This window comes from Pokkaliibacter plantistimulans (assembly GCF_003194385.1).
In the GTDB taxonomy this organism is placed as follows: domain Bacteria; phylum Pseudomonadota; class Gammaproteobacteria; order Pseudomonadales; family Balneatricaceae; genus Pokkaliibacter; species Pokkaliibacter plantistimulans.
Window position 1 is genome coordinate 1 of the sequence record NZ_LAPT01000017.1, and the last position, 23,476, is coordinate 23,476.

The window sequence follows — 23,476 nt, forward strand, 5'->3', positions numbered from 1 at the left end:
TTCGCCTGTTTTTTCCTTGTCTCGGCGGTCTCGATAACGTTTTTCAACAGCCTGTTAGATGTCACATCCCCCTTGATCTTTCATCGAGTGTGTTCATAATTTTCTATCGTTCATGAATCGTGAATAGAATGAAAAAATGAACAATCAAGAACTTCTTGTGCAGGCACTCGCTCATCTCCCCCCATCAGTCAGTGCCTATGCTGAGGGAGCTGAGCTGATTATTACAGCAGGCAGCCAGCAGGTGCGGTTAGCTATGGTGATCAAGCAGATTCACCGTAAGGAAAGTCTGCAACAGTTGGTCAAACAGCCTGATAGCGTGCTGATATGCAACCCGTTGTCGGACTTTCTGGCTGAAAAGTGCAGTGAACAGGGGATTAACTTCATTGATGCTGCGGGGAATGCCCGTGTTCAGTCAGAAGGTTTATATCTGTGGATAAGTGGCCGCACGGCTGCGACGGTTAAGCTACCTGCGCGAGCAGGCTGGACGGCGGCGACAGTGCGCTGCGTGTTTGCCTTGTTAGCTGATCCTGCCCTGCAGAATGCCTCCATTCGTACGATGGCTGACTGTGCAGGCGTCTCTGTGGGCGTGGTCAGCAATACTCTGGCTTTACTCAAGGCAGAAGGATTGTCCTGGCAATGCGAAGGGCAGAGTTTCGTGCGCCAGCAGCCTCTGATTCATGAATGGCTTACCCATTATCGCAGTCAGTTGCGCGCCAAACTGGGCGGAATGCGCCTCAGTGCCCCCTTGAGCTGGCATGACATCGTGCTGGTAGCGGGAGACCTCTGGAGTGGCGAAGTAGCCGCAGAGTTACTGACTGAGTACTTGCAGGCTGAACAGTTGATGCTGTTTACCGAAGTGCCGCTCGCTGAGCGAATCAGGCAACTGCGCTGTAAACCGGATGCTGCCGGACGCTTATGGTTGGTGCCTGCTTTCTGGGGGCAGCGCCTCTCTGTAGATAAACGAGGTCAGGCGCTGTTAGCTATCGCTGAATTACTGGCTTCTGGCGATAGTCGCAATATTGAGGCTGCGGAGAAAATCAATGAGCGCTTCCTACACCTTAAAACACTCCCTGCGCCCTGGGTTTGAACCGGTATTACGGCTGCTCATTGATGTCTGCAGGACGGTGGGGGCGCCTACTTTGTTGCAGGTGCGACGGAGGGGGATTCTACTGTTCCACGTCTTTGGTCGTGATCCGGGCCGGCAGACCAAAGATATTGATACCGCGATTATGGTTGCAGACTGGTCTGAATATCAGTCAGTACGCTCTGCGCTGGTGGCAGCAGGACTGACAGCTACTCGTGAGCCGCACCGTCTGTATCATCAACCCAGCGGATTGCCGGTAGACATCATCCCCTTTGGTGGCATTGCTTCTGCTGAAGGGGAAATAGCCTGGCCACCCGAGTTTGAAACCGTAATGTCGGTTGCTGGATTTGAGGAAGCATTCGCTGCCGCGATCACCGTTGAACTGGATGGTTCGACAGAACTGAAAGTATGCTCTATGGCAGGGCTGGCATTACTGAAGCTGGTGGCGTGGCGGGAGCGACGGCAACAAAGCAACAAAGACGCCAGTGACTTTTTGACCCTGCTTGATCAATACCCGTATCTGCAAAGAGATCGGCTGTGGGAGTCCTTTCTGCCACTGGAGCAGTTGGAATATCAGGAAGCTCGAATTGGTGCTTTTCTGCTGGGGTACGACGTATCGGCGTTGTTATCACCGGTGACAAGAGAAGTAATGGATGTATTGAAACAACAGGAAAAAATGGTGTTGAGCGATGCGCTGATTCGATCACAGCGACGCCAGCATGTCATTTCTCCTGAACCTGATGACCATATCCTGATAGCACAGCGTCTCGATGACTTTTTTGCAGGCCTGTGTGCTGGTGATCCATTGCAGGCTGTCAGCGCTTAGTGGCAGGCGCTGAACCTGTCTGCAGCATAGTAGTCACCCCATCCCCCCGCTAAATTCCTCCGGCACTCCATCGTCAATCACAAATAAGAAACGTTCTCACCTCTGTGAGCGCCTCAAGGATTACCAAGGAGTCGTCATGCTGTCTGCCGTTATTACCCTCACGCTGCCATTCCGTTGCCTCTCTGGTTGTCCACGCTAGGAACGCGCTCACGATCTGCTGCACGTCGGCCATCCGGCGTGGAAAAGCCTGCGGAATCACACGGCGACCAGTCGCTGACTGACCAGTGAATGATACTTCCTCAGCGCTTTGCGCCTTGTCTGGCCCAGCTCACATGATCGTGCACATGTTCTGAACGCTTGCTCCTGCGTTGCCTGTGACCGGCACTTCTGCCCTGCCTGAACGAGAGTCCACCATGTCTGCCACCCCCTTTGTTGCTGCTTCTCTGGCCGAGAGCCTGAGTCATTTTGCCCGCATTCGTCCTCAGGCCACGGCGCTGATTACCGTGGATGCCCGCGGTGATACCACCTACAGCTACCTCGCTCTGCAGCAGCGGGCGCAGGCGCTGGCGGCACAGTTGCAGCGTAATGCCTGTGTGGGCGAGCGGGCCTTGCTGCTGATGGATTCCGGGGTGGACTACGTCACCGGTTTTTTCGCCTGTCTCTATAGCGGCGTGGTGGCGGTGCCGGTGTTTCCGCCGGAGTCGGTGCGCGAGCAGCATCTGCAGCGCCTGCGGGGCATTGCTGAAGATGCTGCAGCGAAATGGATTCTGACCAGCAGCGAGGTGGCAACGACGCTGCAGCAGGCGGGAGTCAGCTTGTCGGCCGCCGACGTGGTGGCAGTCGATCAGACCGATCTGCATCAGGCCGCGGACTATCAGCACTGGCAGCCACAGCAGGGTGATCTGGCCTTTTTGCAGTACACCTCCGGCTCCACCTCGGCGCCCAAGGGAGTGATGGTCAGCCACGACAACCTGCTGGCCAATGAAGTGGCGATGTATCGCCAGCTGCAGGTGCAGGACGATGACGTATTTGTCAGCTGGTTGCCGCTCTATCACGACATGGGGCTGATCGGTGGCCTGCTGCTGCCGGTGTTCAGTGGTCGGCCGCTGGTACTGATGTCACCGAAGTTCTTTCTTGAGCGCCCCAGTCGCTGGCTGGAGGCCGTGGCCAGACACCGCGGTACGGTATCGGGCGGGCCTGACTTTGCCTATCGCCTCTGTGTTGACCGGGTGCGGCGCAGCCAGCTGCAGGGGCTGGATCTCAGCCACTGGCGGGTAGCGTTCTCCGGTGCTGAGCCGGTGCGGGCCGCCACCCTGCAGGATTTTGTCAGCCATATGGACGGCACCGGCTTTGAGCCTGAGGCATTGATGCCCAGCTACGGGCTGGCGGAAGCCACCCTGATGGTCAGCACCCGAGCCGCCCGGCAGGGGCTGCTGACATTGCCCTTTGCCACAGAGGCACTGGCCCGCGGGCAGGCGCAGGCAGTGCCCACGCAGGTCAATGCCAGTGTGCAGGTCAGTTGCGGCACCGTGGTGGCCGATCACCAGCTGGCCATTGTTGACCCGTCCACCCTCGCTGAACGCGAGCCGGATCAGGTGGGCGAAATCTGGTTCAGCGGCCCCAGTGTTGCCGAGGGCTACTGGCGTAATGCCGAGGCTACCGCCGCCAGTTTTGTCGACTGGCAGGGGCGCCGCTGGCTGCGTACCGGCGATCTGGGGTTTATCCACAACCAGCAGCTGTACATCTCCGGGCGCTGCAAGGATCTGATCATCGTTCGTGGCCAGAACCTTTATCCACAGGACATTGAAGCGGCTATCGAGACCGAGCTTGACTGGGTACGCAAGGGCAGGGTGGCGGCCTTTGCCGTCACGCTGGATGAGCAGGGCCAGCGTCGCGAAGGCATTGGTCTGGCGCTGGAAGTCTCCCGCAGTGTGCAGAAGCTCACCGCGCCCGGTGCGCTGGTACAGGCGCTGGATGAAGTGGTCAGCCGCATCTGGATGGAACCGCTGGCAGTGGTTGTCCTGCTGCAGCCCGGTGCGCTGCCGAAAACCTCCAGCGGCAAACTGCAACGGTCCGCCTGTCGCCACGGCTGGCAGGAAGGCAGTCTGGATGCCTACGCCATTTATCAGCAGGGGCAGCTGCGTCACCTGAACCATAGCGTCACCACAGGCAGCCCGAGCCGTAGTGAAGGGCAGACGCAGGGCGGTATCAGCCCCCGTGGCGCCGTGGAGATTGCGCTGGCCCAGTTGTGGGAAACCGTGCTGCAGGACGATGAGCGTCGCCCTCTGCTGCTGACCCGTGATGCTTCCTTCTTCGCTCTCGGTGGCAACTCCCTCAAAGCCGTGGCGCTGTGCAGCCAGATTGCCCAGCGCTGGCAGGTGCAACTGAGTGCCCGTGAAGTGTTCGAGTTTCACCGGCTGGATCATATGGCCGCACAGATCGAGCAGCGCCAGCTGGCCGAACCGGCGTTGCCGCCGGTAACGCTGCTTGACCGTCAGCAGTCACTGCCGACCTCGGCGGCGCAGCAGAGCCTGTGGCTGACCTGGAAGCTGGACCCGGACAGTGCCGCCTACAACATGGTTGGTGTGATTGACCTGCAGGGTGTGCTGGATGGCTTTGCTCTGCAGCAGGCACTGCGTTACCTGTGCAGCCGCCATGAGCCGCTGCGCTCGGTGTTCAGGGAAGAACAGGGGCAGCTGTGTCAGCAGCTGCTGAGCCTCGAAGACGAACAGGTCAGAGCATTGTGGCAGCCACAACGGCTGTCGCTGCTGGGGCAGGTGGATGTCACCGCAGCGGCTGCCGCACAGGTGCAGCAATGGGGCCGCCAGCCACTGGCGCTGGATCAGGCGCCTGCGGTGCGTACCGGACTGCTGCAGCTGGCCGAGGATCATCATCAGCTGGTGCTGGTGATCCACCATATTCTTGCCGACGGTGCCTCGGTGCAGGCGCTGTTCAATGATTTTGGTCTGGCCTATCAGTGTTATGCACAGGGCCAGAAGCCCGCGCAGCCAGCACTGCCGGTGCAGTTTGCTGATCTCGCGCAGTGGCAGCAGCAACAGCTGGCCGGGTGCGATAGCGAGGGCCGTAGTCTGGCGCAGCGACAGGCGGCGTACTGGCAACAGCATCTGGGTGGCGAGCAGCCAGCGCGGCCGCTGGCAGCGGATTATTCCCCTGCTGATCAGACTCACGCTGCCCCGCGCAGTGAACAGGGGCAGCGTTATCACCATCTGCTGCCTGCCGGGCTGACCGCCAGCCTGCAGGCTCTGGCCAGAGCGCAGCACTGTTCCGTCTTTGTGCTGGTGCAGGCCGCTTTCGCAGTGCTGCTCAGCCGTTTAAGCGGGCAGCGTGATATTCGCCTTGGCGTGCCCTGCGCCTTGCGACATTACCCCCACAGCGCCGAACTGGTCGGCTATCTCACCCATGTCGCGGTGGTGCGTCAGCAGCCGCAGCCGCACTACGTCGTGGCGCAGTGGCTGCAACAGGTGAATGATGAACTGCGACAGGCGCAGCAGCATCTGGATCTCAGCTTTGAGCAGATGGTCGAGGCGGTAGCACCGGAGCGCCAGGCCGGGGTCAACCCGCTGTTCCAGATCAAGATGACCGAGCAGCAGCCGATGCCCCGTGCCGAGTTTGGCGGGGTGCAGTTTGCCCTGCGCGAGCACTTCACCGGGCTGGTGCATTTCGATCTCAGTCTGGATGTCTGCCAGCAGCGCAATGGCATTGAGCTGGGCTTTACCTATGCCACGGATCTGTTCCGCCCTGCCACTCTGGCCATGCTTGGCCGTCAGCTGCAGGCGCTGCTGGAGCAGATCGCTATCCGGCAGGATCAGCCGCTGGATCAGCTGCGTTTGGCGGAGCCCCTCAGTCTGCTGCCGGAGCCTGCAATGGAATCTGCTGAGCAGGGCAGCGAGTTCCTGCCCGTGACCGAACGCTGGCAGCGAGCCTGGGCACAGGTGGCGGATGACCGTCCGCTGCTGCTCGATGGCGAACGCCGCTGGTCACTGACCGAGGTGCAGCAACAGGTGGCGTTGCTCAGTCAGCGCCTGCGGCAGTACGGTGTGCAGCCGGAGCAACGGGTGGCGGTGCTGGCCGAGCGCTCGCCGCAGGCAGTGATGGCTATGCTGGCGATCCTGCAGGTGGGCGCAGTGTGGGTGCCCCTCGACCCGGCGCTGCCTGCTGCGCGTCTGGCCTATCAGCTGCAGGACTGCGGTGCGGTGCTGTTGCTGGCGGCAGAGACAGAAGAAGAGACAGGGCAGGCCGACTGGGCCGCTGCGCTACCGCGTTTACCTCTGACCGTCCCCAGCGATAATTCGATGCGGCCTGAGTGGCTCAGGGTGCCACTGCACCCGCAGCAGGCGGCCTATGTGATCTATACCTCCGGCTCCACGGGGCAGCCCAAGGGCGTGGTGATTTCTCACGGCGCGCTGGCCAACTACGTGACGGCGGTGCTGGCACGGCTGGCACTGCCGGATGACGCTACTACCATGATGATGGTCTCCACCCCGGCGGCGGATTTGGGCCATACCGTGCTCTTCGGTGCCCTGTGCAGTGGCCGCAGCCTGAGCCTGCCGTCGCAGCCGGTGGTGACCGACACCCATGCGCTGCTGGACTACCTGCAGCGTCACCCGGCGGATGTGCTGAAAATTGTCCCCAGTCATCTGGCCGCCCTGCTGCATGCTGCCGAGCAGGACGCGGCACAGTTGCTGCCGCGCCACCGGCTGATCAGCGGTGGTGAAAGCCTCAGTGCCTCACTGGTGGCGCAGTTGCGTACGCTGGCGCCGCAGTGCCAGCTGATCAACCACTATGGCCCGACGGAAACCACCGTGGGCGTACTCACCAGCGTGTTGCCTGCCGGGCAGTCAGTGGAGGCTGGCCCTGCTATCGGCATCCCGCTGCAAGGCTGTTTTGCCTGTGTGCTGGATGCCGACCTGCAACCGCTGCCACCGGGGGTGGCGGGGGAGTTGTATCTGGGCGGTGCCGGTGTGGCCCGTGGTTATCTGCAGCGCCCGGCACTGACCGCCGAACGCTTTATTCCTGACCCCTGGCATGCAGGCCAGCGCCTGTATCGCAGTGGCGACCGGGCACGGCTGGCGGACGACGGCAGCCTGCACTATCTGGGCCGGGCCGATGATCAGGTCAAGGTACGTGGTTACCGGCTGGAACTGGCGGAAGTAGCAGCTCAGCTGCTGGCCCAGCCGGGCGTGCGGCAGGCCGAAGTGCTGGCGCAGCAGACGGAAGGGCGCACCCAGTTACTGGCGTTTGTTGTCGCCGATAGTGGTCGGGTGTTGCAGCCCGCGACGCTGTTGCAGCAACTGGCCGCCACGCTGCCCGACTATATGCTGCCGACACAGTTGCTGTTGTTACCCGCTTTGCCGCTGACCGCCAATGGCAAGGTTGACCGGCAGGGGCTGCTGGGTTTTGCCCAACAGCTACCACAACAGCAGCGCCAGCAACCACTGCAGTCGGTCAGTGACGAACCAAGCAGCGACCAGCCACAGGGCGAGGTGGAAACCCTGCTGGCGACGATCTGGGGCGAGGTGCTGAACCAGCTTCGTGTCGGGCGTCGGGATAATTTCTTTGCCCTGGGTGGCGACTCCATTCTCAGTCTGCAGATCGTTGCCCGCTGCCGTAAGGCAGGCTGGAAACTGACGCCCAAACAGTTATTCGACAGCGGTGATATTGCCACCCTGGCGCAGGCAGTGACGCCGCTGGCGCAGGCCAGCGCAGCGCCCGCCCGTACAGGCTCTGCCTTTGCCAGCAAGATAGGCAAGGGTAGCCCCTTTGCCCGTAAGGCGAGTGCACCGGCGGTGGCGGCTACCGCGGTCAGTCAGCCTGCGGTCAGTCAGTCTGTAGCGGACAGCCTGCCGTTACTGCCATTACAGGCCCGCTTTTTTACCCTGCCTGTCAGCCAGCGTCAGCACTGGAATCAGGCGCTACTGCTGAGGCCATCACTGTGGCAGCAGGACGGGCAGGGGCTGGATGCCGAGCTGCTGCAACAGGCGCTGGTGGCGCTGGTGGCTGTTCACCCGGTGCTGTCCGCGCGCTTTAAACGTGACCGTGGCGGTCAGTGGCAGCAGCATCTGGCGCCGCTGGCCAGTGCCAGTCAGGGTCTGCTGTGGCAACGCGAAGCAACTAGCACGGAGGAGCTGACCCAGCTCTGTGAGCACGCACAGCGCAGTCTGGATCTGCAACACGGGCCACTCTGGCGCGCGGTGCTGATCGACCTGCCGCAAGGTGAGCAGCGACTGTTACTGGTGATTCATCATCTGCTGGTGGACGGGGTGTCATGGCGCATCCTGCTGGAAGATTTACAGCAGGCTTATCAAGTGCTTGCACAGGGCCAGCCGGTGTCACTGCCCGCTGGCAGCGCGCCCTGGCAGTATGCCGAGCTGCAACACCAACAGCTGACCAGTGAGGTACTGCAAGCCGAGCTGGGCTACTGGCAGCAGCTGGCAGACAGTGCTGCAATTCAACAGGTTACACAGACTGCCGTAACCTCCACGCTGGCCGAACAGCGGCAGTTGCAGCTGACGCTGGATCAGCACAATAGCCGTCAGTTGCTGAGCCGATGTGTCGGTCATTTCTCGGCACAGATCAACGATCTGCTGCTGGCGGCACTGGCCAGTGCCTGGCAGCAGTGGCGTGGTCATGGGCTGTGGGTGGAGGTGGAAAGTCACGGTCGTGACTGGCCTGCCGACTGGCCACTTCCCAACGTTGCAGCGAGCAATAACGAAGCGAGCAATAACGAAGCGAGCAATAACTTAGCGAACAACAATGAATCCCATACCGAGCAGCCCGATCTGTCGCGCTGTGTCGGCTGGTTTACCGCGATTTATCCGCTGTGGCTGGGCGTTGATGCACAGGCCGACTGGGCGGCGCGGGTGCAGGCGGTGCAGCAGCAACGCCAGGCCGTGCCATCGCAGGGGCTGGGCTTTGGTCTGCTGCGCTGGCTGGGAACGGCGCAGCAGCAACAACGGCTGGCCGCACTGCCACAGGCACCGCTGCTGTTTAACTATTTAGGTCAATTTAGTTTTGGGCAGGGTCAGGGTCTGCAGCTGGCGGCTGAAGGTTGCGGTGACAGCCGTGACCCGGCGGCACGGGCCAGCCATGGTCTGATCATCGATGCTCAGGTGGTAGACGGGCAGTTCAGTTTCAGCCTGCGTTATCAGCCCGATCTCTATTCGGCAGATGATATGGCCGGATTTGCCGCCGCCCTGCAGCAGGCGCTGCTGGCACTGGTGGACGAGGCCCGGCAACCTGCTGCGCCGGATCTGACGCTGGCCGGGCTGACCACCGCGCAACTGCAGCCGCTCGACTGGCCCGCGGCGGTGCATCGGGAAGGCAAGCCGCTGGGCAATCTGGCGGATATCTATCCGCTGTCGCCGATGCAGCAGGGGATGGTGTTCCACAGCCTGTATCAGCCGGACGGCAGTGCTTATCTCAATCAGATTCGCTTTGATCTGCAGGGGCTGGACGCCGAGCGCTTTATTGCCGCCTGGCAGGCCACGGTGGATCAGCACCCGGTGCTGCGTTCGGCCATCGTACAGGGGCCGCAAGGCGTGCCCCTGCAGTGGGTGGCGCATCAGCAGCCGCTGCCGGTGCGGCGCCTGTCACTGGCGGCATTGCAGTCGCAATGGGGAGCGGACGCGCTGGCTATGCTGGCGGCTGAAGAATTGCAGCAGGGCATCGACCTGCGCCAGCCGCCACTGCTGAAACTGGCGCTGGTGGCCACAGCCGCGAGCGGCGCCTATCACCTGATTCTGACCCTGCATCACCTGATCACCGATGGCTGGAGCACCTCGCTGCTGTTTGCCGAAGTGCTGCGGCGCTATCAGCAGGGTGCCGACTATGAGCCTGCCGAGACCGCCAGCTACCGCGACTATATCGGCTGGCTACAGGCGCAGGATCGCACCCTCAGTCTCGACTGGTGGCAGCAGCAGCTGAGTGTGCTGGAGCAGCCTACCTATCTGGCCAGCGCTGTTGGCAACCCGGCAGCGGGTAATGAACAGGCGCCCGTCACCCTGACGGTGCCGGTCACGGCGACGCGCTCCGAGGCGTTGGTGCAGTTTGCCCGCAGCCAGCAGGTGACGCTCAATACACTGCTGCAAGGCGCATGGCTGCTGCTGTTGCAGCGTTACTGTGGCCAGCGTCAGGTGTGTACCGGGGTGACGGTGGCGGGGCGTCCGGCGGAACTGGCCGGGGTGGAAGCCATGCCCGGCCTGTTTATCAATACCCTGCCGCTGCTGGCCGAGGTGCGCCCGGAACAGCCCGTCGGTGACTGGCTGCGCCAATTGCAGCAGCACAATCTGGCTGCCCGTGAGCACGAACATACGCCGCTGTTTGATCTGCAGGCGGCATGGGGGCAACAGCATGAGCACAACCGTCAGGGGCTGTTCGATACCCTGCTGGTGTTTGAAAACTACCCGGTCGACAAGGCATTGCAGCAGCTGGCCGGTGAGCTGGCCATCAGCAACCTCAGCCGTCGCGAGCAGACCAACTATCCGTTGCTGCTGGTGGTGCATCAGCAGCCGGAGGGATTGCTGTGCGAGCTGAGTTATCAGCCCGGCGTGTTCCTGCCTGATGTGGTGGAGCGCATCGGCCAGCATCTGCTGCAGCTGCTGGATGAGTTGCAGCAGCCGCAACGGCCACTGGCGCAGATCGAACTGCTGCCCGCTGCAGAGCGGCAGCAGGTGCAGCACATCAGCACCCAGCCGCGCGACAGGCTGGCACTGGCGCCGGCGGACTATCCCGCTGCGCGGCCGGTATTCCAGCTGTTTGAGCAGCAGGCCGCGCAGACGCCGCGACGGGTAGCACTGACGCTGGCCAGCAGCGATGCCGGGGGCAGCTATCTGTCCCTCAGTTATGCCGAGCTGAACCAGCGTGCCAACCGACTGGCCCATGCCCTGCTGGCGGCGGGCGTACAGCCTGACGACTGCGTCGGGGTGATGGCCGAGCGTTCGGTGGAAATGGTGCTGGCCCTGCTGGCGGTGCAGAAGGCCGGTGCGGCCTATGTGCCACTGGACCCGGCCTATCCGGCCGAGCGCTTGCAGTCGATGGTGACGCAGAGTGGCGTGCGGCTGGTCCTCAGCCTGACGGCCTTGATGGCGCAGGCGTCGGCGTTGCGTCAGGGCAGTGGTGCCGGGGTGAACTGTATTGACCTGCAGCAGGTCGATGTCAGTGCCATGCCGGTCTTTAACCCCGACCTGCCGGTGCAGCCGCAACAGCTGGCCTATGTGATTTTCACCTCCGGCTCGACCGGCGCGCCCAAGGGCGTGGGCAACCAGCACGGTGCGCTGTTCAACCGGCTGTTCTGGATGCAGCAGCGGTATGCCCTGCAGGCCGATGATGTGGTGCTGCAGAAAACCCCGTACAGCTTCGATGTGTCGGTGTGGGAGTTCTTCTGGCCGCTGATGAGCGGTGCCCGGCTGCTGCTGGCCGAACCGGGAGCGCAGGCTGACCCGGCACGGCTGCGGCGGCTGATCCGTGAGCAGGGCGTGACTACCCTGCATTTCGTCCCCTCGATGCTGGATGCCTTCCTTACCGGGCGGCAGGATCAGCCTGCGGAGCTGGCCGCCGACTGCAGTAGCCTGCGGAGGGTGATCTGCAGTGGCGAAGCGCTGGCGCTGTCGACCCAGCAGCAGCTGCTGAGCCTGCTGCCGCAGCTGGAGCTGCATAACCTCTATGGCCCGACCGAGGCCGCCATTGATGTCACTGCCTGGCAGTGCCGCGACGAGCCGGGCCGCACTCAGGTGCCCATCGGTGCGCCTATCGCCAACGTCAGTTGCTGGGTGCTGGATGCCGATCTTAATCCGCTGCCGCCGGGTGTACCCGGTGAGCTGTATCTCGGTGGTGTGGGGTTGGCCCGTGGCTATATCGGCCGGGCTGATCTCAGTGCCGAGCGTTTTATCCCCGATCCTTTCTCTGCAGGTGGGCGGTTGTACCGCACTGGTGATCTGGTGCGCTGGCGTGAAGATGGCGTACTCGACTACCTCGGGCGGCTGGATCATCAGCTCAAACTGCGTGGTCAGCGGATCGAGTTGGGTGAGATCGAAGCCCGCCTGCGTGCCGTGGCCGGTGTGCGCGAAGCGGTGGTCTGTGCCCGTGACAGCGGCGCCGGTGTGCAGCTGGTGGCGTACTGGAGTGGCAGCAGCCCGCTCGACAGCGAACAGCTGCGCAGCGCCCTGGCCGCCCAGCTGCCGGACTATATGCTGCCCACCGCCTGGGTCACGCTGGCGCGCCTGCCGCTCAATGCCAACGGCAAGGTGGACCGCCGTGCCCTGCCTGCGCCACAGCTGAGCAGCACCCGTGCCGAACCGCCACAGAGTGCCAGTGAAATAGCACTGGCGCAGATCTGGCGCGAGGTGCTGCAGCACACCCAGATTGGCCGTCATGACCAGTTTTTTGCGCTGGGTGGCCACTCACTGGCACTGATTCAGGTGCAAAGCCGTATCCGTCAGCAGCTGGGGCTGGAGATCAGCCTGCAGTCGCTGTATCAGCTCGGCGAACTGGCCGCACTGGCCGCCGAGCTTGACCGTCTGGCTGAGCAGCAGCCGCAACAACAGCATGACGAGCTGGACGCCATGAGTGCCCTGCTGGATGCCCTGGAGAACGACTGATGAATGCCCAACATGCCGCTGCAGCCGCGCTGCCAGACAGCCAGCTGATCGCCCGTCGCTTTGCGGCTCTGCCTGCGGACAAGCGCGCCCAGTTTCTGCAGGCGCTGGCTAAACAGGGGCTGGATTTTGCCCGTCTGCCCATCATTGCCCAGCCCCATGACTGGGCGCAGGGGGTGTTGCCTTCCTACGCCCAGCAACGGCAGTGGTTCCTGTGGCAGTGGCAGCCCGACAGCGCCGCTTACCATATTCATGGCGGGGTACAGTTGCAGGCAGAGGTGCCTGACGGGGTGCAGGCCGAGCGCATTGCCGCGGTATTCCATAGCCTGATCCTGCGTCACGGTGCCCTGCGCACGGTGTTTGCTGAAGACGACGACGGCCAGCTGCGGCAGTTCCAGCAGCCCGACTGGCCGCGCCAGCAGTGGTGGCGCTATGAGGATTTGAGCCTGCTGACCGTGGAGCAGAGAACGTCACAGCGCCAGCGCCTGCAACAACAGCTGATCAGCACACCTTTCGATCTGCAGCACGGCCCGTTGCTGCGTGTCGCTCTGCTGCGCCTCAGTGCAACGGAACATCAGCTGCTGCTGGTGTTGCATCACAGCATCGCCGATGGCTGGTCGCTGCAGATTCTGATGGAAGAATTTACCCGGCTGTATGCGCAACCCGACAGCCCATTGCCGCCCTTGCCCATCGACTATGCCGACTACGCCCTGTGGCAGCGCAACTGGCTGGAGGCCGGTGAGCAGACCCGGCAGCTGGCGTACTGGCGTCAGCAGCTGCCCGCACCGCATCCGCTGCTGGCCTTGCCGGTGGATCATCCCCGGCGCAGCGAGGCCGAATATCAGGGCGCCGACTACGTACTCAGCATTCCTGCACCGCTGCGCCAGGCTCTGCAGCACTGGCAGCAGGCCCGGCAGCAGCAGGGTATGACCCTGTTTGTGCCGCTGCTGGCGGCCTGGCACTGGCTGCTCCAGCGTTACAGCGGGCAGACGCAGATTCGGGTCGGGGTGCCGGTGGCCAACCGCCAGCGCGGTGAAACTCAGGGGTTGGTGGGCTTCTTTGTCAATACGCAGGTGCTGCCACTGCATTTCAGTGAGGGCATGACGGTCGCCAGCCTGACCGAGCAGCTGCGACAGCAGGTGCAGCAGGCACAGAACTATCAGGATATTCCCTTCGACATGCTGGTCGACGGGCTGGAGGTAGAACGCAGCCTCAGCCATCCGCCGCTGTTCCAGAGTCTGTTCAACTATCTGCATCAACCGGCGGCTGCGGCCCTGAATCTGCCCGGTGTGACCATCACGCCGCTGGCCAGTCACAAGAATGCGGCCCAGTTCGAGCTGAGCCTGACCTGTCAGGACAGCCGCAGCGCTCTTCAGGCCAGCCGCAGCGCTTTGCAGGATAACCACGGCGAGATGCAGCTGACGTTCAGCTATGCCGCCGAGCTGTTTGAAGAGGCCACCATTGCCCGGCTGGCGGAGAACTATCTGCAGTTGCTGCACGCCCTGGTGGATGAACAGCAGCAGGCGTTGCCGCTGCAACAGCTGGCGCTGGCGACCCCGGCGGCGTGGCAGCAGCAGGGCTGCGGTGAACCTGGGGCGCAGGTGTTGCCGACCCTGATCGAACTGTTCGAGGCACAGGCAGACCGCACTCCTGACGCTGAAGCACTGGTGGCACTCGCCGCCGAAGCACCGATGTCAGGTGACCACTCCGCGCCGTGGCAGCGGCTGAGTTATCGGCAGCTGGATCAGCGCGCCAACCAGCTTGCCCATGCCCTGCAGGCCCGGGGTATCAGCAGTGAAAGCCGGGTCGGTGTCGCTCTCGACCGGCAGGTCGATCTGCTGACCGCCGTGCTGGCCGTGCTCAAGTGCGGTGCCGCCTATATTCCGCTGGACCCGGACTATCCCCGTGAGCGGCTGGCGTACATGGTGGAGCAGAGCGGGGTGGCGACGGTGCTGAGCCAGTCCTCGCTGCTGGATCAGCTGCCGCTGCCGCCAGAACAGGCACTGCTGCTGGATCAGCTCGACCTGCGCTGCTTCAGCGCACAGCGGCTGGCGCTGCCGGTTCATGCTGAACAGCTGGCCTATATGATCTATACCTCCGGCTCCACCGGTCTGCCCAAAGGGGTGATGGTACGTCAGCAGGCGCTGAGCAACTTCCTGCTGAGCATGGCGCAGCAGCCCGGCCTGCACGCCGGTGAGCGGTTACTGGCGGTGACGTCACTGTCATTCGATATTGCCGCGCTGGAGCTGTATCTGCCGCTGATCTGCGGCGGCACCGTGGTGCTGGCCAGTCAGTCCCAGCGGCAGGACGGTGCGGCACTGGCCGCCCTGCTGCAGGCCGAGCAGATCAGCGTCATGCAGGCCACCCCGGCCAGCTGGCGCCTGCTGCTGGATCAGCACTGGCGTGCGCCACGCGGTTTTCGTGCGCTCTGCGGCGGCGAGGCACTGCCCCGTGATCTGGCCGACAGCCTGCTGCAGCAGGGCGTTGAGCTGTGGAATATGTACGGGCCGACCGAAACCACCATCTGGTCGGCCTGCGCCCGCGTCGGGCTGGACAGCATCCATCTTGGCCAGCCACTGGCTGCGACGGATCTGCGGGTGGTGGATGCCGAACTGAACCTGCTGCCTGCCGGTATTGCCGGAGAGCTGCTGATTGGCGGCGATGCGCTGGCGCGCGGCTATTTTGATCGCGCGGCCCTGACCGCCGAACGTTTCCTGCCGGACCCTTTCCGCGGGCAGGGCCAGCGCCTGTACCGCACTGGCGATCTGGTGCGCTGGTGCCATGACGGGCGGCTGGAGTATCTGGGGCGCATCGACAGTCAGGTCAAGGTGCGCGGTTTCCGCATTGAGCTGGGCGAGATCGAAGCGCACCTCAACCGTCATCCGGCGGTCCGTCAGGGCGTGGTGCTGGTGCGCGACAACCCGCGTGGCGGCTATCTGGCGGCCTGTGTGGAAGCGCAGCACACGCTGGAGCTGGCGGAGCTGCGTCACTATCTCAGCCAGCATCTGCCCGATTACATGTTGCCTGCCACCCTGACGCTGTTGCCGCAGCTACCGCTGACGCCCAATGGCAAGGTGGATCGCAAGGCACTGGCGGCGCGGGCCGAGGCTGACCCTGCCACAGCGCAGAGCTATCAGCCGCCGCAGGGTGAGATGGAGCAGCTGCTGGCGACGATCTGGCAGCAGGTGCTGCAGCGCGAGCAGGTCGGGCGGCAGGATAACTTCTTCGCCCTCGGCGGCGACTCCATTCTCAGCCTGCAGATTGTCTCCCGTGCCCGGCAGCAGGGCTGGAAGCTGGTGCCACGGCAGCTGTTTGAACATCAGACCCTGCAGGCGCTGGCCACCGTGATGGAACCGTTGCAGCAAGCCGCTGCGCCACAGGCGGTGCAAACCCTGGTCAGTGAGGAGGTGCGCAGTGCCGTGGCGGCGCGCTATCCGCTGGTGGACCTGTATCCGCTGTCGCCCATGCAGCAGGGCATGCTGTTCCACAGTCGCTTTGATGACAGTGGAGCCTACGTCAATCAGCTGCGGGTGGCGATCACCGGGGAAGGCTTCGATCTGGACCGCTTCCGCTTTGCCTGGCAACAGGTGGTGGCCCGTCATGGCGCGCTGCGCAGCGGTTTTATCGAGCATGAGCAACAGCCCCTGCAGTGGCTGGCGGCGGCGGTGGAGCTGCCGTTGCGCCTGAGCGAAGGCGATGCAGATGTGATTGCCGGTGAGGAACTGGCCCGGCCCTTCGACTTGCAGCAGCCACCACTGATGCGCCTGTGTCTGGTGGCGAGGGCAGCGCACCAGTATGAGCTGATCTGGACGGTCCACCACCTGCTGCTGGATGGCTGGAGCACGGCGCAGCTGCTGACCGAGGTGCTGAAGCTCTATGCCGGAGAAAGCCTGCCGCTACCCCGCGCGCAGTTCCGCGACTATATCGGCTGGCTGCAGCGTCAGGATAACGATGCCAGCCTTGAACAGTGGCAGCAGGCTCTACAACCTTTAAGTGAACCGACCTATCTGGCCAACTGCCTGCCGCGTCCGGTCGCCGCCGCGGGTTATGGGCAGCGCCAGTGGCAACTGACTCCGGCCCAGACCACGCACTGGCAGCAGTATGCCCGTGCTCAGCACATTACCCTCAATACCCTGTTGCAGGGCGCATGGCTGCTGCTGTTGCAGCGCTACAGCGGGCAGCCCACGGTGTGCATGGGGGCGACGGTAGCCGGGCGTCCGGTGGAGATCAGCGGCATTGAGCAGGTGCTGGGGCTGTTTATCAATACCCTGCCGGTGGTGGCCACTCCGGCACCGTCGCAGCGACTGGGCGACTGGTTGCAGGCGTTGCAGCAACAGCAGCTGCATGTGCGCGAGCATGAACATATACCGCTGGCCCAGCTGCAGCGTCTGGCTGCCAGCGGCACGACGCAGGCCCTGTTCGATACCCTGCTGGTGGTGGAGAACTACCCGGTCGACACGGCACTGCGCAACATCGCGCTACCCTCGGCCCGTGGTGCGCTACGCATGCAGAAGGTGGCTAACCACGAGCAGACCCACTATCCGCTGACCCTGACCATCTACATCGGCGAGGGTCTGACCTTTGACTGGCGATACCGCCATGACAGCTTCAGCGCGGCACAGATTGAGCAGCTCGGCCAGCACTGGCTGAGCTTGCTGGAACAGATGACCCGGCCACAGCAGGCGCGGCTGCCGCTGGCTGACCTGCAGCTGCTGAACCCGCTGCAGCAGCAGGCATTGCTGCAGCGTGGTCGTAATGATCAGCAACCGCTGGCGGACTGTGCCGGGCAGGGGCTGATCCATCGTCTGTTTGAAGCGCAGGCACGGCAGCAGCCTGAGCGAACCGCACTGGTTTCTGGCCAGCAGTCGCTGAGCTATGCCGAACTGAATCGCCGCGCCAATCAGTTGGCGCACTATCTGTTGACTGCGGGGCTGCTGACTGCGGGCGCAGGCGCCGAACAGGCCATTGGCGTGGCTTGTACGCGCGGCCCGGAGATGCTGATCAGCGTGCTGGCGGTGCTGAAGGCCGGAGCCACCTACGTGCCTCTTGACCCGGAATACCCCGCTGAGCGTTTGCGCTATATGGCAGAGCATAGCGGTATGCGCTGGCTGCTGAGCCAGTCGGCGCTGCTGGCGCAGGTCGACTTCCTGCCTGCCGGGGTACAGGCACTGGCGCTGGATCAGCTGCCGCTGGCCGACCAGCCCAGCACTGATCCGGCCTTGGCTATTCATCCCGACCAGCTGGCCTATCTGATCTATACCTCCGGCTCGACCGGCTTACCCAAAGGGGTGATGGTGCGCCACGGCGCGCTGGGCAACTTCCTCCACAGTATGGCGGCTCAGCCGGGGCTGAATGCCCGTGACCGGCTGCTGGCGGTCACCTCCCTGTCGTTTGATATTGCGGCGCTGGAGCTGTATCTGCCGCTGGTCTGCGGTGCCACGCTGGTGCTGGCCGATGCCGAACAGCGGCGTGATGGCCGTCAGCTGGCGCGGCTGATTGATCAGCAGCAGATCACGCTGATGCAGGCCACACCGGCCAGCTGGCGCCTGCTGCTGGACAGCGGCTGGCAGGCACCCACGGGCTTTCGTGCCCTCTGTGGCGGTGAGGCGCTGCCGGTGGAACTGGCAGACAGTCTGCTGGGGCAGGGCGTGCAGCTTTGGAACATGTACGGGCCGACCGAAACCACCATCTGGTCCAGCCTGTCGGCGGTGCAGCCCGATGCTATCACTCTGGGCCAGCCGCTGGCGGCCACCGCACTGTTTGTGGTGGACCGGCAGCTACAGCTGGTCGCTGACGGGGTGGCCGGGGAGCTGCTGATCGGTGGCGAGGGGCTGGCGCGCGGTTACTTCCGTCATCCGGCACTGAGTGCCGAGCGCTTTATCGCCAGTCCGTTCAGTGACCATGGCGAGCGGCTGTATCGCACCGGCGATCTGGTGCGCTGGGTGGACGGCGCGCTGGAGTATCTGGGCCGCATTGATCATCAGGTCAAGGTGCGCGGTTTCCGCATCGAGCTGGGGGAAATCGAAACCCTGCTGGAGCGGTATCCTGCCGTGCATCAGGCGGTGGTCAGCGTGCGGGAGGGGGCGCAGGGCAGCTTCCTCGCCGCCTATGTCCAGCCTCATGCCGAGGCGACAGAACCGGCGCTGACGCTGACGGCGCTGCGCGCTTATCTGGCCAGTCAGCTGCCTGACTATATGCTGCCCGCTACGCTGACGGTATTGCCCGCGCTGCCGCTGACCCCCAACGGCAAGGTTGATCGCAAGGCGTTGCCGCAGCCCGAGCAGGCGCAGCGCCTCTATGAACCGCCTGCCACGGCGACGGAACAGCAGCTGGCGCAGTGGTGGGGCAGCTTGCTGCGACGGGAGCAGGTGGGGCGGCAGGATCATTTCTTCGATCTCGGTGGCCATTCACTGCTGGCCGTCAGCCTGATCAGCCGGATCAATGAAGCGCATCAGCTGTCACTGCCGGTACGGCTGGTGTACGAGCAGCCGCAGCTGGCAGACCTGGCGGCGGCCATCGATCGTCAGCAGGGGCAGGGCCTGACCGCAGACAAGCTGGATGAGCTGGAGGCGCTGATGGATAGTTTTATGGATTGATCAGTGCATGGGGGAGCGGGTGATACAGGCCAATGTCCAATATTTGTTGTACCGCAGATAGTGGGCAGGCTCTGGCACTTGCAGGCTATTTGCTTGCTGCCAGTGTCTGTACGGTGTACTGCATGATGGCCGCATCATGGGTAACCAAGATGAGTCCTTCTGCTTGAGCCTGGGCGATCAGCATGCGATCAAATGGGTCATTGTGCAGTTTGGGTAACAAGCCTGCCTGATCGCCGTGATAGAGGGAGATAGGCAGGCCAATAAATCCTTCGTCCTCAATCATGGTGCTCATATCGTCAGGCACCTGTAGCTTACCCAACGACTTTTTAATGGAAATTTCCCAGGTACTGGCAGCGCTTACGTACACTTCATTGCGTATGTCCTGAATGGCGGCTTTGGCTTTCTCCCCCAGAATGGGGTCGTCTGTCAGCCACCATAAAAGGACGTGTGTATCCAGCAATAACCGCTTCACAGTTCACCTTCAAAGGCAGCAATAATGTCAGCTGGCGTGTGATCAAAGTCCTCTGCAATTGAAATTTGGCCTTTCAGGCGCCCAGGCTGGCGGGGTGCCTGGTGTTCTCGGTGCGGCACCAGATCCAGATAGGGCTTGCCTGATTTGGCGATGACGACCTTCTCGCCAGCCCAGGCTTTCTCCCCCAGTTTAGAGAGTTGAGTTTTGGCTTCGTGCATATTGACCTGCATGGGTTTATCTCACCTTAGCTAAAGTTAGCTAAAGCTAGCTTCAAATGATGCTTCGAGCAAGTCGATGCGCGCCAGCGGGATGAACAGTGCCTGTTAACCCTGCCCATTCACTCGTCAATCAAGTAAAGTCTGGCCCCATTCTCCGTTCCCATGATCACAGGCTGGTCCGGCTGACCATAAAGAAGGCTGGGTTGTGGGAGATTCAATGTATTGATGCCGAGTTTTGTTGATGAAAAACCCAATGAAGGCCTTTGTATTAGGCAACATCATTCTGATCATGGTGCTTGGTTTGTTTGGTGCCTACGCTGTCAGCCTCAGCTCTCGCGAGCACTATGAAACCACGCCGGATACCCTGGCTTACTGGATTCTGTCTGGCCCCGATGTGGTCAATATCGAAGCCATGGTCGGCAAAGACCGCTTCTCCGGCTATGAATACGGCTTCCATGAGGACAACGTGACAGAAAAGCTGATCTTTAAGGCAGGCACCCCCGACAGCGCACTGGACTTTGCCCAGCAGCAGATGGAAAAGGCCGGCTACAAGGTGGAGCGGGTCGAAGACAACGGCACCGTGGTGCTGAACAAGGACAAGGGCTACGAGCTGTATATCGACAAGACCGAGCCGAAGGGTATTCGTATCGAGTCGAAGTAACTGCGGGTTCTGGCCAGTAGCCGGACCTGCTCTTTACCGGCAAAGCACGACTTTGCCGGTGCGTCTTTCCTTTCTGAAACGTTAGTGGGCTCAAACTTTAATGGGCTGGATAAGGCTTATTATTGACCCGCCTGATTCTCTGCAATGTCATCCCCCACGCCGACGATCTAATGTCCATTTCAATTGCCAGCTCACCCTCTGGTAATGCCGAGTAGGTTTGCCACTCTATACAATTCTGAAAATGGACGGATTTCAGAGATTCTGGGTTCAGCTCATAGTGGCAATACTTTGTACTCACCTTTTGCTTTTGCGCACTGTCCCTGACGGTTTGAATTATGCCTGTTTGCATATTGATAAGTGACGGAATGGAGTAGGTCACCAGTGGTTTCAGCAAGAGATAGCCAGCCAGCAGCATCAGACCGTGGCAAATAAGCAGGTTTTTTACTGAGCTGCTGGTAAACAGCATGCGGTTGCATTTCTCCAGTATCCAGGAACCCATCATATAAATGGCCAGCAGTGCCGTAATGACGATGGGCAGGGCGTAGTCGTTGACCATCGCGCCGGGTTTGAAGTGGTGCGGCACAAAGGTATTGGCAGCAATACCAAGCATGGCCAGCGGCATCAGCACAGAAAACGATGACTGGAAAAAGGGCTTTACTGCGCGTTTCCGGTTATTCCGGCGTTTGAGCAGCAAATCCCGTTTGCTCTGATTAGTATCCCTGACAGTGCGCATGGCCAATGATCCTTTTGGCTGTCTGCTAAAAATAAATAAGGCGAAATGCCACGATTGCAGTATTTCGCCTTGGTTATCGTCTACTTGGTGTTGTTAGGGCACTCTGCATGAGGGCTGAGTGGCACCCTGATTTCTGTTTTTGGCTGATTAGTTAGCGCTTTTATGACTTCATCACGGCTAAACGTCATGGTGTTGCTGTCAGCCCATTTGGCGATATTGGTCAGGCGAATCTGAATTCGCACTTGATCATAGTTATCCCTGAGCAGGTTAATACCCTCTCTCGGATGTTCGGGGTCAAAGGTGTCATGTTCATCAGGCACTTTTGCCGTCAGCCCCTGAAACACGAGCGCATCCGCTTCTTCCCCGGGTTGGAAGGTCTTTCCGTTATAACGGCTAACAAATTGCCCTTGTTGTTTGTAGAGCAGCATGCTGCCTGAGTCGTCGGAGGTGGTGGGGTGGTTTTTGTCGTTATCCAGATAAGCCCAGGTGGCAAAAGATCCATCTACAGGTTTGATCGTCGAATCAAAACGGAAGTGTAGCCTGAGATAGTCTTCACGATATTCACCACAGTCTGCATAGCGAACCAGAGTGACAGGCGTGAGTGACAGAGGGGTGACTTTGATTTCCTTAGTGCAGCCAGCCAATGTGGCGCCAAGAGCTAATATCCATAGTGTTTTCAATAGCCTATTTTCCTTTTGGCTACCTATTTAAATACTTAAAAGCGAAATGCCACGATTGCAGCATTTCGCCTTGGTTACCGTCTATTTGGTGTTGTTAGGGCACTCTGCATGAGGGCTGAGTGGCACCCGGATTTCTGTTTTTGACTGATTAGTTAGCGCTTTTATGACTTCATCACGGCTAAACGTCATGGTGTTGCTGTCAGCGCCCCCTACTATATTGGTCAGGCGAATCTGTACGCGTAACTGATCATAGTTGTCGTGCAGAAGACTGATGCCTTGCTTCGGCTGAGTTGGATCATGAGAACTATCTGTCGGAACAATCAGCTCAGAAAAGAGGAGAACATCAGCTTCTTCTCCGGCACTGAATACCTTATACCGAGATCTTTCATCCATCAGGGTATCAATATATTCGCCCTGCTCATTGTAGAGAACGCGCGTATCCCCATTTGAATTATCGCTTGGATGGTTTTTATCTCTGTCGATATAAGCCCATGCTGCAAATGCCCCCGCTGAGGTTTTCATGGGTGAATCAAAACGCACGTGCAGCCTTAAATAATCATCGCGATACTCACCACAGTCCGCATAACTGATAAGGATTGCAGGGCTTAGGGAAAGTGGAGTGACTTTTACATTCTTTGCACAGCCACTTAATGCAATCCCTAAAAATAAAATAGATAAAGCTTTCAATAGCTTCGCTCCCCTTTGGCGGTGAGTGCATTTAGCGCCTCTATATACATGAGACCGCTTTCTGCATGGCCTACTGTTGTTTCCTTATTGATATTGGCTTTGTTCTGATAACCCAGCTGACCGCCAAGGGTAGCAATGGTGTCAGAGGCATCGTCAGCAAAAGGCGCACTAAATGCAGAAGCAATACCGGCAACAGCGTTGCCGACCACGGGTACGGTAGCGATAGCATCGACCAGTGTTTGTTTCTGGTAGACGTTGACCCAGATACGAGCACCCACCGGGCTGGTCAGAGGCAGCAGAGAAACCGGGTCGAGAGTAATTAGAATATTGACGCTTTGTCCCTGCTGTTTAAGTTTCTGCGCAATACGAATAGCGGCACCGCCACCCCAGCTATGCCCCGTCAGATTCACCGTATCGCCGCGCTTGAGGTCAGCCTGAATGCGGATTAATAGTTGAGTGTATTCCTCGTGCCCGTAGTGATCAGTAATAACAGGAGTCTTTTGCTGATCACGGTAAGCCTGAGCATGAAGTTTGATGTTATTGGTCGCGCCGACCACTTTTGAAAGCAAATCCCCTTTATCCGCGCCTCCGCCGACAAAGTATTCGAGAATGCGTGCCATCTTTCCTTAGCTCCTTCTGGCTGCATGGATGTCCCTGGTATGAGGCAAGATACATCTCCACGGCTTCCCGCCGCTCAAACCGCCGCCCGATTCTAGTGGTAAATACCGTTCCGGCAAGGCGGGAAATGTATCTGCTGCCAGCGGCGCAGCGCCTGTTCAGCCCCGTTCTCACTTCTTTCTCATCTCTTTTTCGATCCTTTCACGCCCCCTGCCAAGGTTAAATTTCCCTCCTGATCCATCGTCCTCTCTGGGTACGTCTGCTGTATGCGGGCAGGCGCTGTTCGCA

The 23,476-nt window shown here is 60.9% G+C and carries 11 protein-coding genes; 5 read left to right on the forward strand and 6 right to left on the reverse strand.

Translation table 11 applies throughout. The annotated features are described in order from the left end of the window. Nucleotides 1-136: 136 nt before the first annotated feature. From WH50_RS04165 to WH50_RS04180, 4 genes are all read left to right on the forward strand, one after another. A complete protein-coding gene (locus WH50_RS04165; protein ID WP_110186178.1) occupies nucleotides 137-1,087 on the forward strand; it encodes a type IV toxin-antitoxin system AbiEi family antitoxin in 951 nt (316 codons plus the stop codon). Further along, nucleotides 1,041-1,910 (forward strand): hypothetical protein, encoded by an 870-nt coding sequence (locus tag WH50_RS04170; RefSeq protein WP_133251235.1) that lies wholly within the window; start codon nucleotides 1,041-1,043, stop codon nucleotides 1,908-1,910. The genes WH50_RS04165 and WH50_RS04170 overlap by 47 nt, the downstream gene beginning before the upstream one ends. A gap of 413 nt (nucleotides 1,911-2,323) precedes the next feature. After that, entirely contained in the window at nucleotides 2,324-12,526 is a 10,203-nt protein-coding gene (locus WH50_RS04175) for a non-ribosomal peptide synthetase (protein WP_133251236.1), read from the forward strand. Beyond that, on the forward strand, nucleotides 12,526-19,119 hold the full coding sequence (locus tag WH50_RS04180) for a non-ribosomal peptide synthetase (protein WP_110186181.1): 6,594 nt from the start codon (nucleotides 12,526-12,528) through the stop codon (nucleotides 19,117-19,119). The genes WH50_RS04175 and WH50_RS04180 overlap by 1 nt, the downstream gene beginning before the upstream one ends. Before the next feature lie 85 nt (nucleotides 19,120-19,204). Here WH50_RS04180 and WH50_RS04185 read toward each other — a convergent pair whose 3' ends face one another. Further along, a complete protein-coding gene (locus WH50_RS04185) occupies nucleotides 19,205-19,591 on the reverse strand; it encodes a type II toxin-antitoxin system VapC family toxin (RefSeq protein ID WP_110186182.1) in 387 nt (128 codons plus the stop codon). Next, complete coding sequence (locus WH50_RS04190; protein ID WP_165838300.1) at nucleotides 19,588-19,821, reverse strand: type II toxin-antitoxin system Phd/YefM family antitoxin; 234 nt, start codon at nucleotides 19,819-19,821, stop codon at nucleotides 19,588-19,590. Before WH50_RS04190 ends, WH50_RS04185 begins: the two co-directional genes overlap by 4 nt. A 229-nt stretch (nucleotides 19,822-20,050) precedes the next feature. Between WH50_RS04190 and WH50_RS04195 the strand changes: the two genes are divergently transcribed. Beyond that, entirely contained in the window at nucleotides 20,051-20,470 is a 420-nt protein-coding gene (locus WH50_RS04195) for a hypothetical protein (protein ID WP_133251237.1), read from the forward strand. Between the two features lie 97 nt (nucleotides 20,471-20,567). Here WH50_RS04195 and WH50_RS04200 read toward each other — a convergent pair whose 3' ends face one another. The 4 genes from WH50_RS04200 to WH50_RS04215 form a co-directional block, all read right to left on the reverse strand. After that, nucleotides 20,568-21,203, reverse strand: coding sequence for a hypothetical protein (locus WH50_RS04200; protein WP_110186184.1), 636 nt, complete (start codon nucleotides 21,201-21,203; stop codon nucleotides 20,568-20,570). A gap of 80 nt (nucleotides 21,204-21,283) precedes the next feature. Then, nucleotides 21,284-21,883 (reverse strand): hypothetical protein, encoded by a 600-nt coding sequence (locus WH50_RS04205; protein WP_133251239.1) that lies wholly within the window; start codon nucleotides 21,881-21,883, stop codon nucleotides 21,284-21,286. Between the two features lie 81 nt (nucleotides 21,884-21,964). Next, on the reverse strand, nucleotides 21,965-22,570 hold the full coding sequence (locus WH50_RS04210) for a hypothetical protein (protein WP_133251240.1): 606 nt from the start codon (nucleotides 22,568-22,570) through the stop codon (nucleotides 21,965-21,967). Further along, nucleotides 22,567-23,190, reverse strand: a complete 624-nt coding sequence (locus WH50_RS04215; protein ID WP_110186187.1) for an alpha/beta hydrolase family protein — start codon at nucleotides 23,188-23,190, stop codon at nucleotides 22,567-22,569. Before WH50_RS04215 ends, WH50_RS04210 begins: the two co-directional genes overlap by 4 nt. Nucleotides 23,191-23,476: the final 286 nt, after the last annotated feature.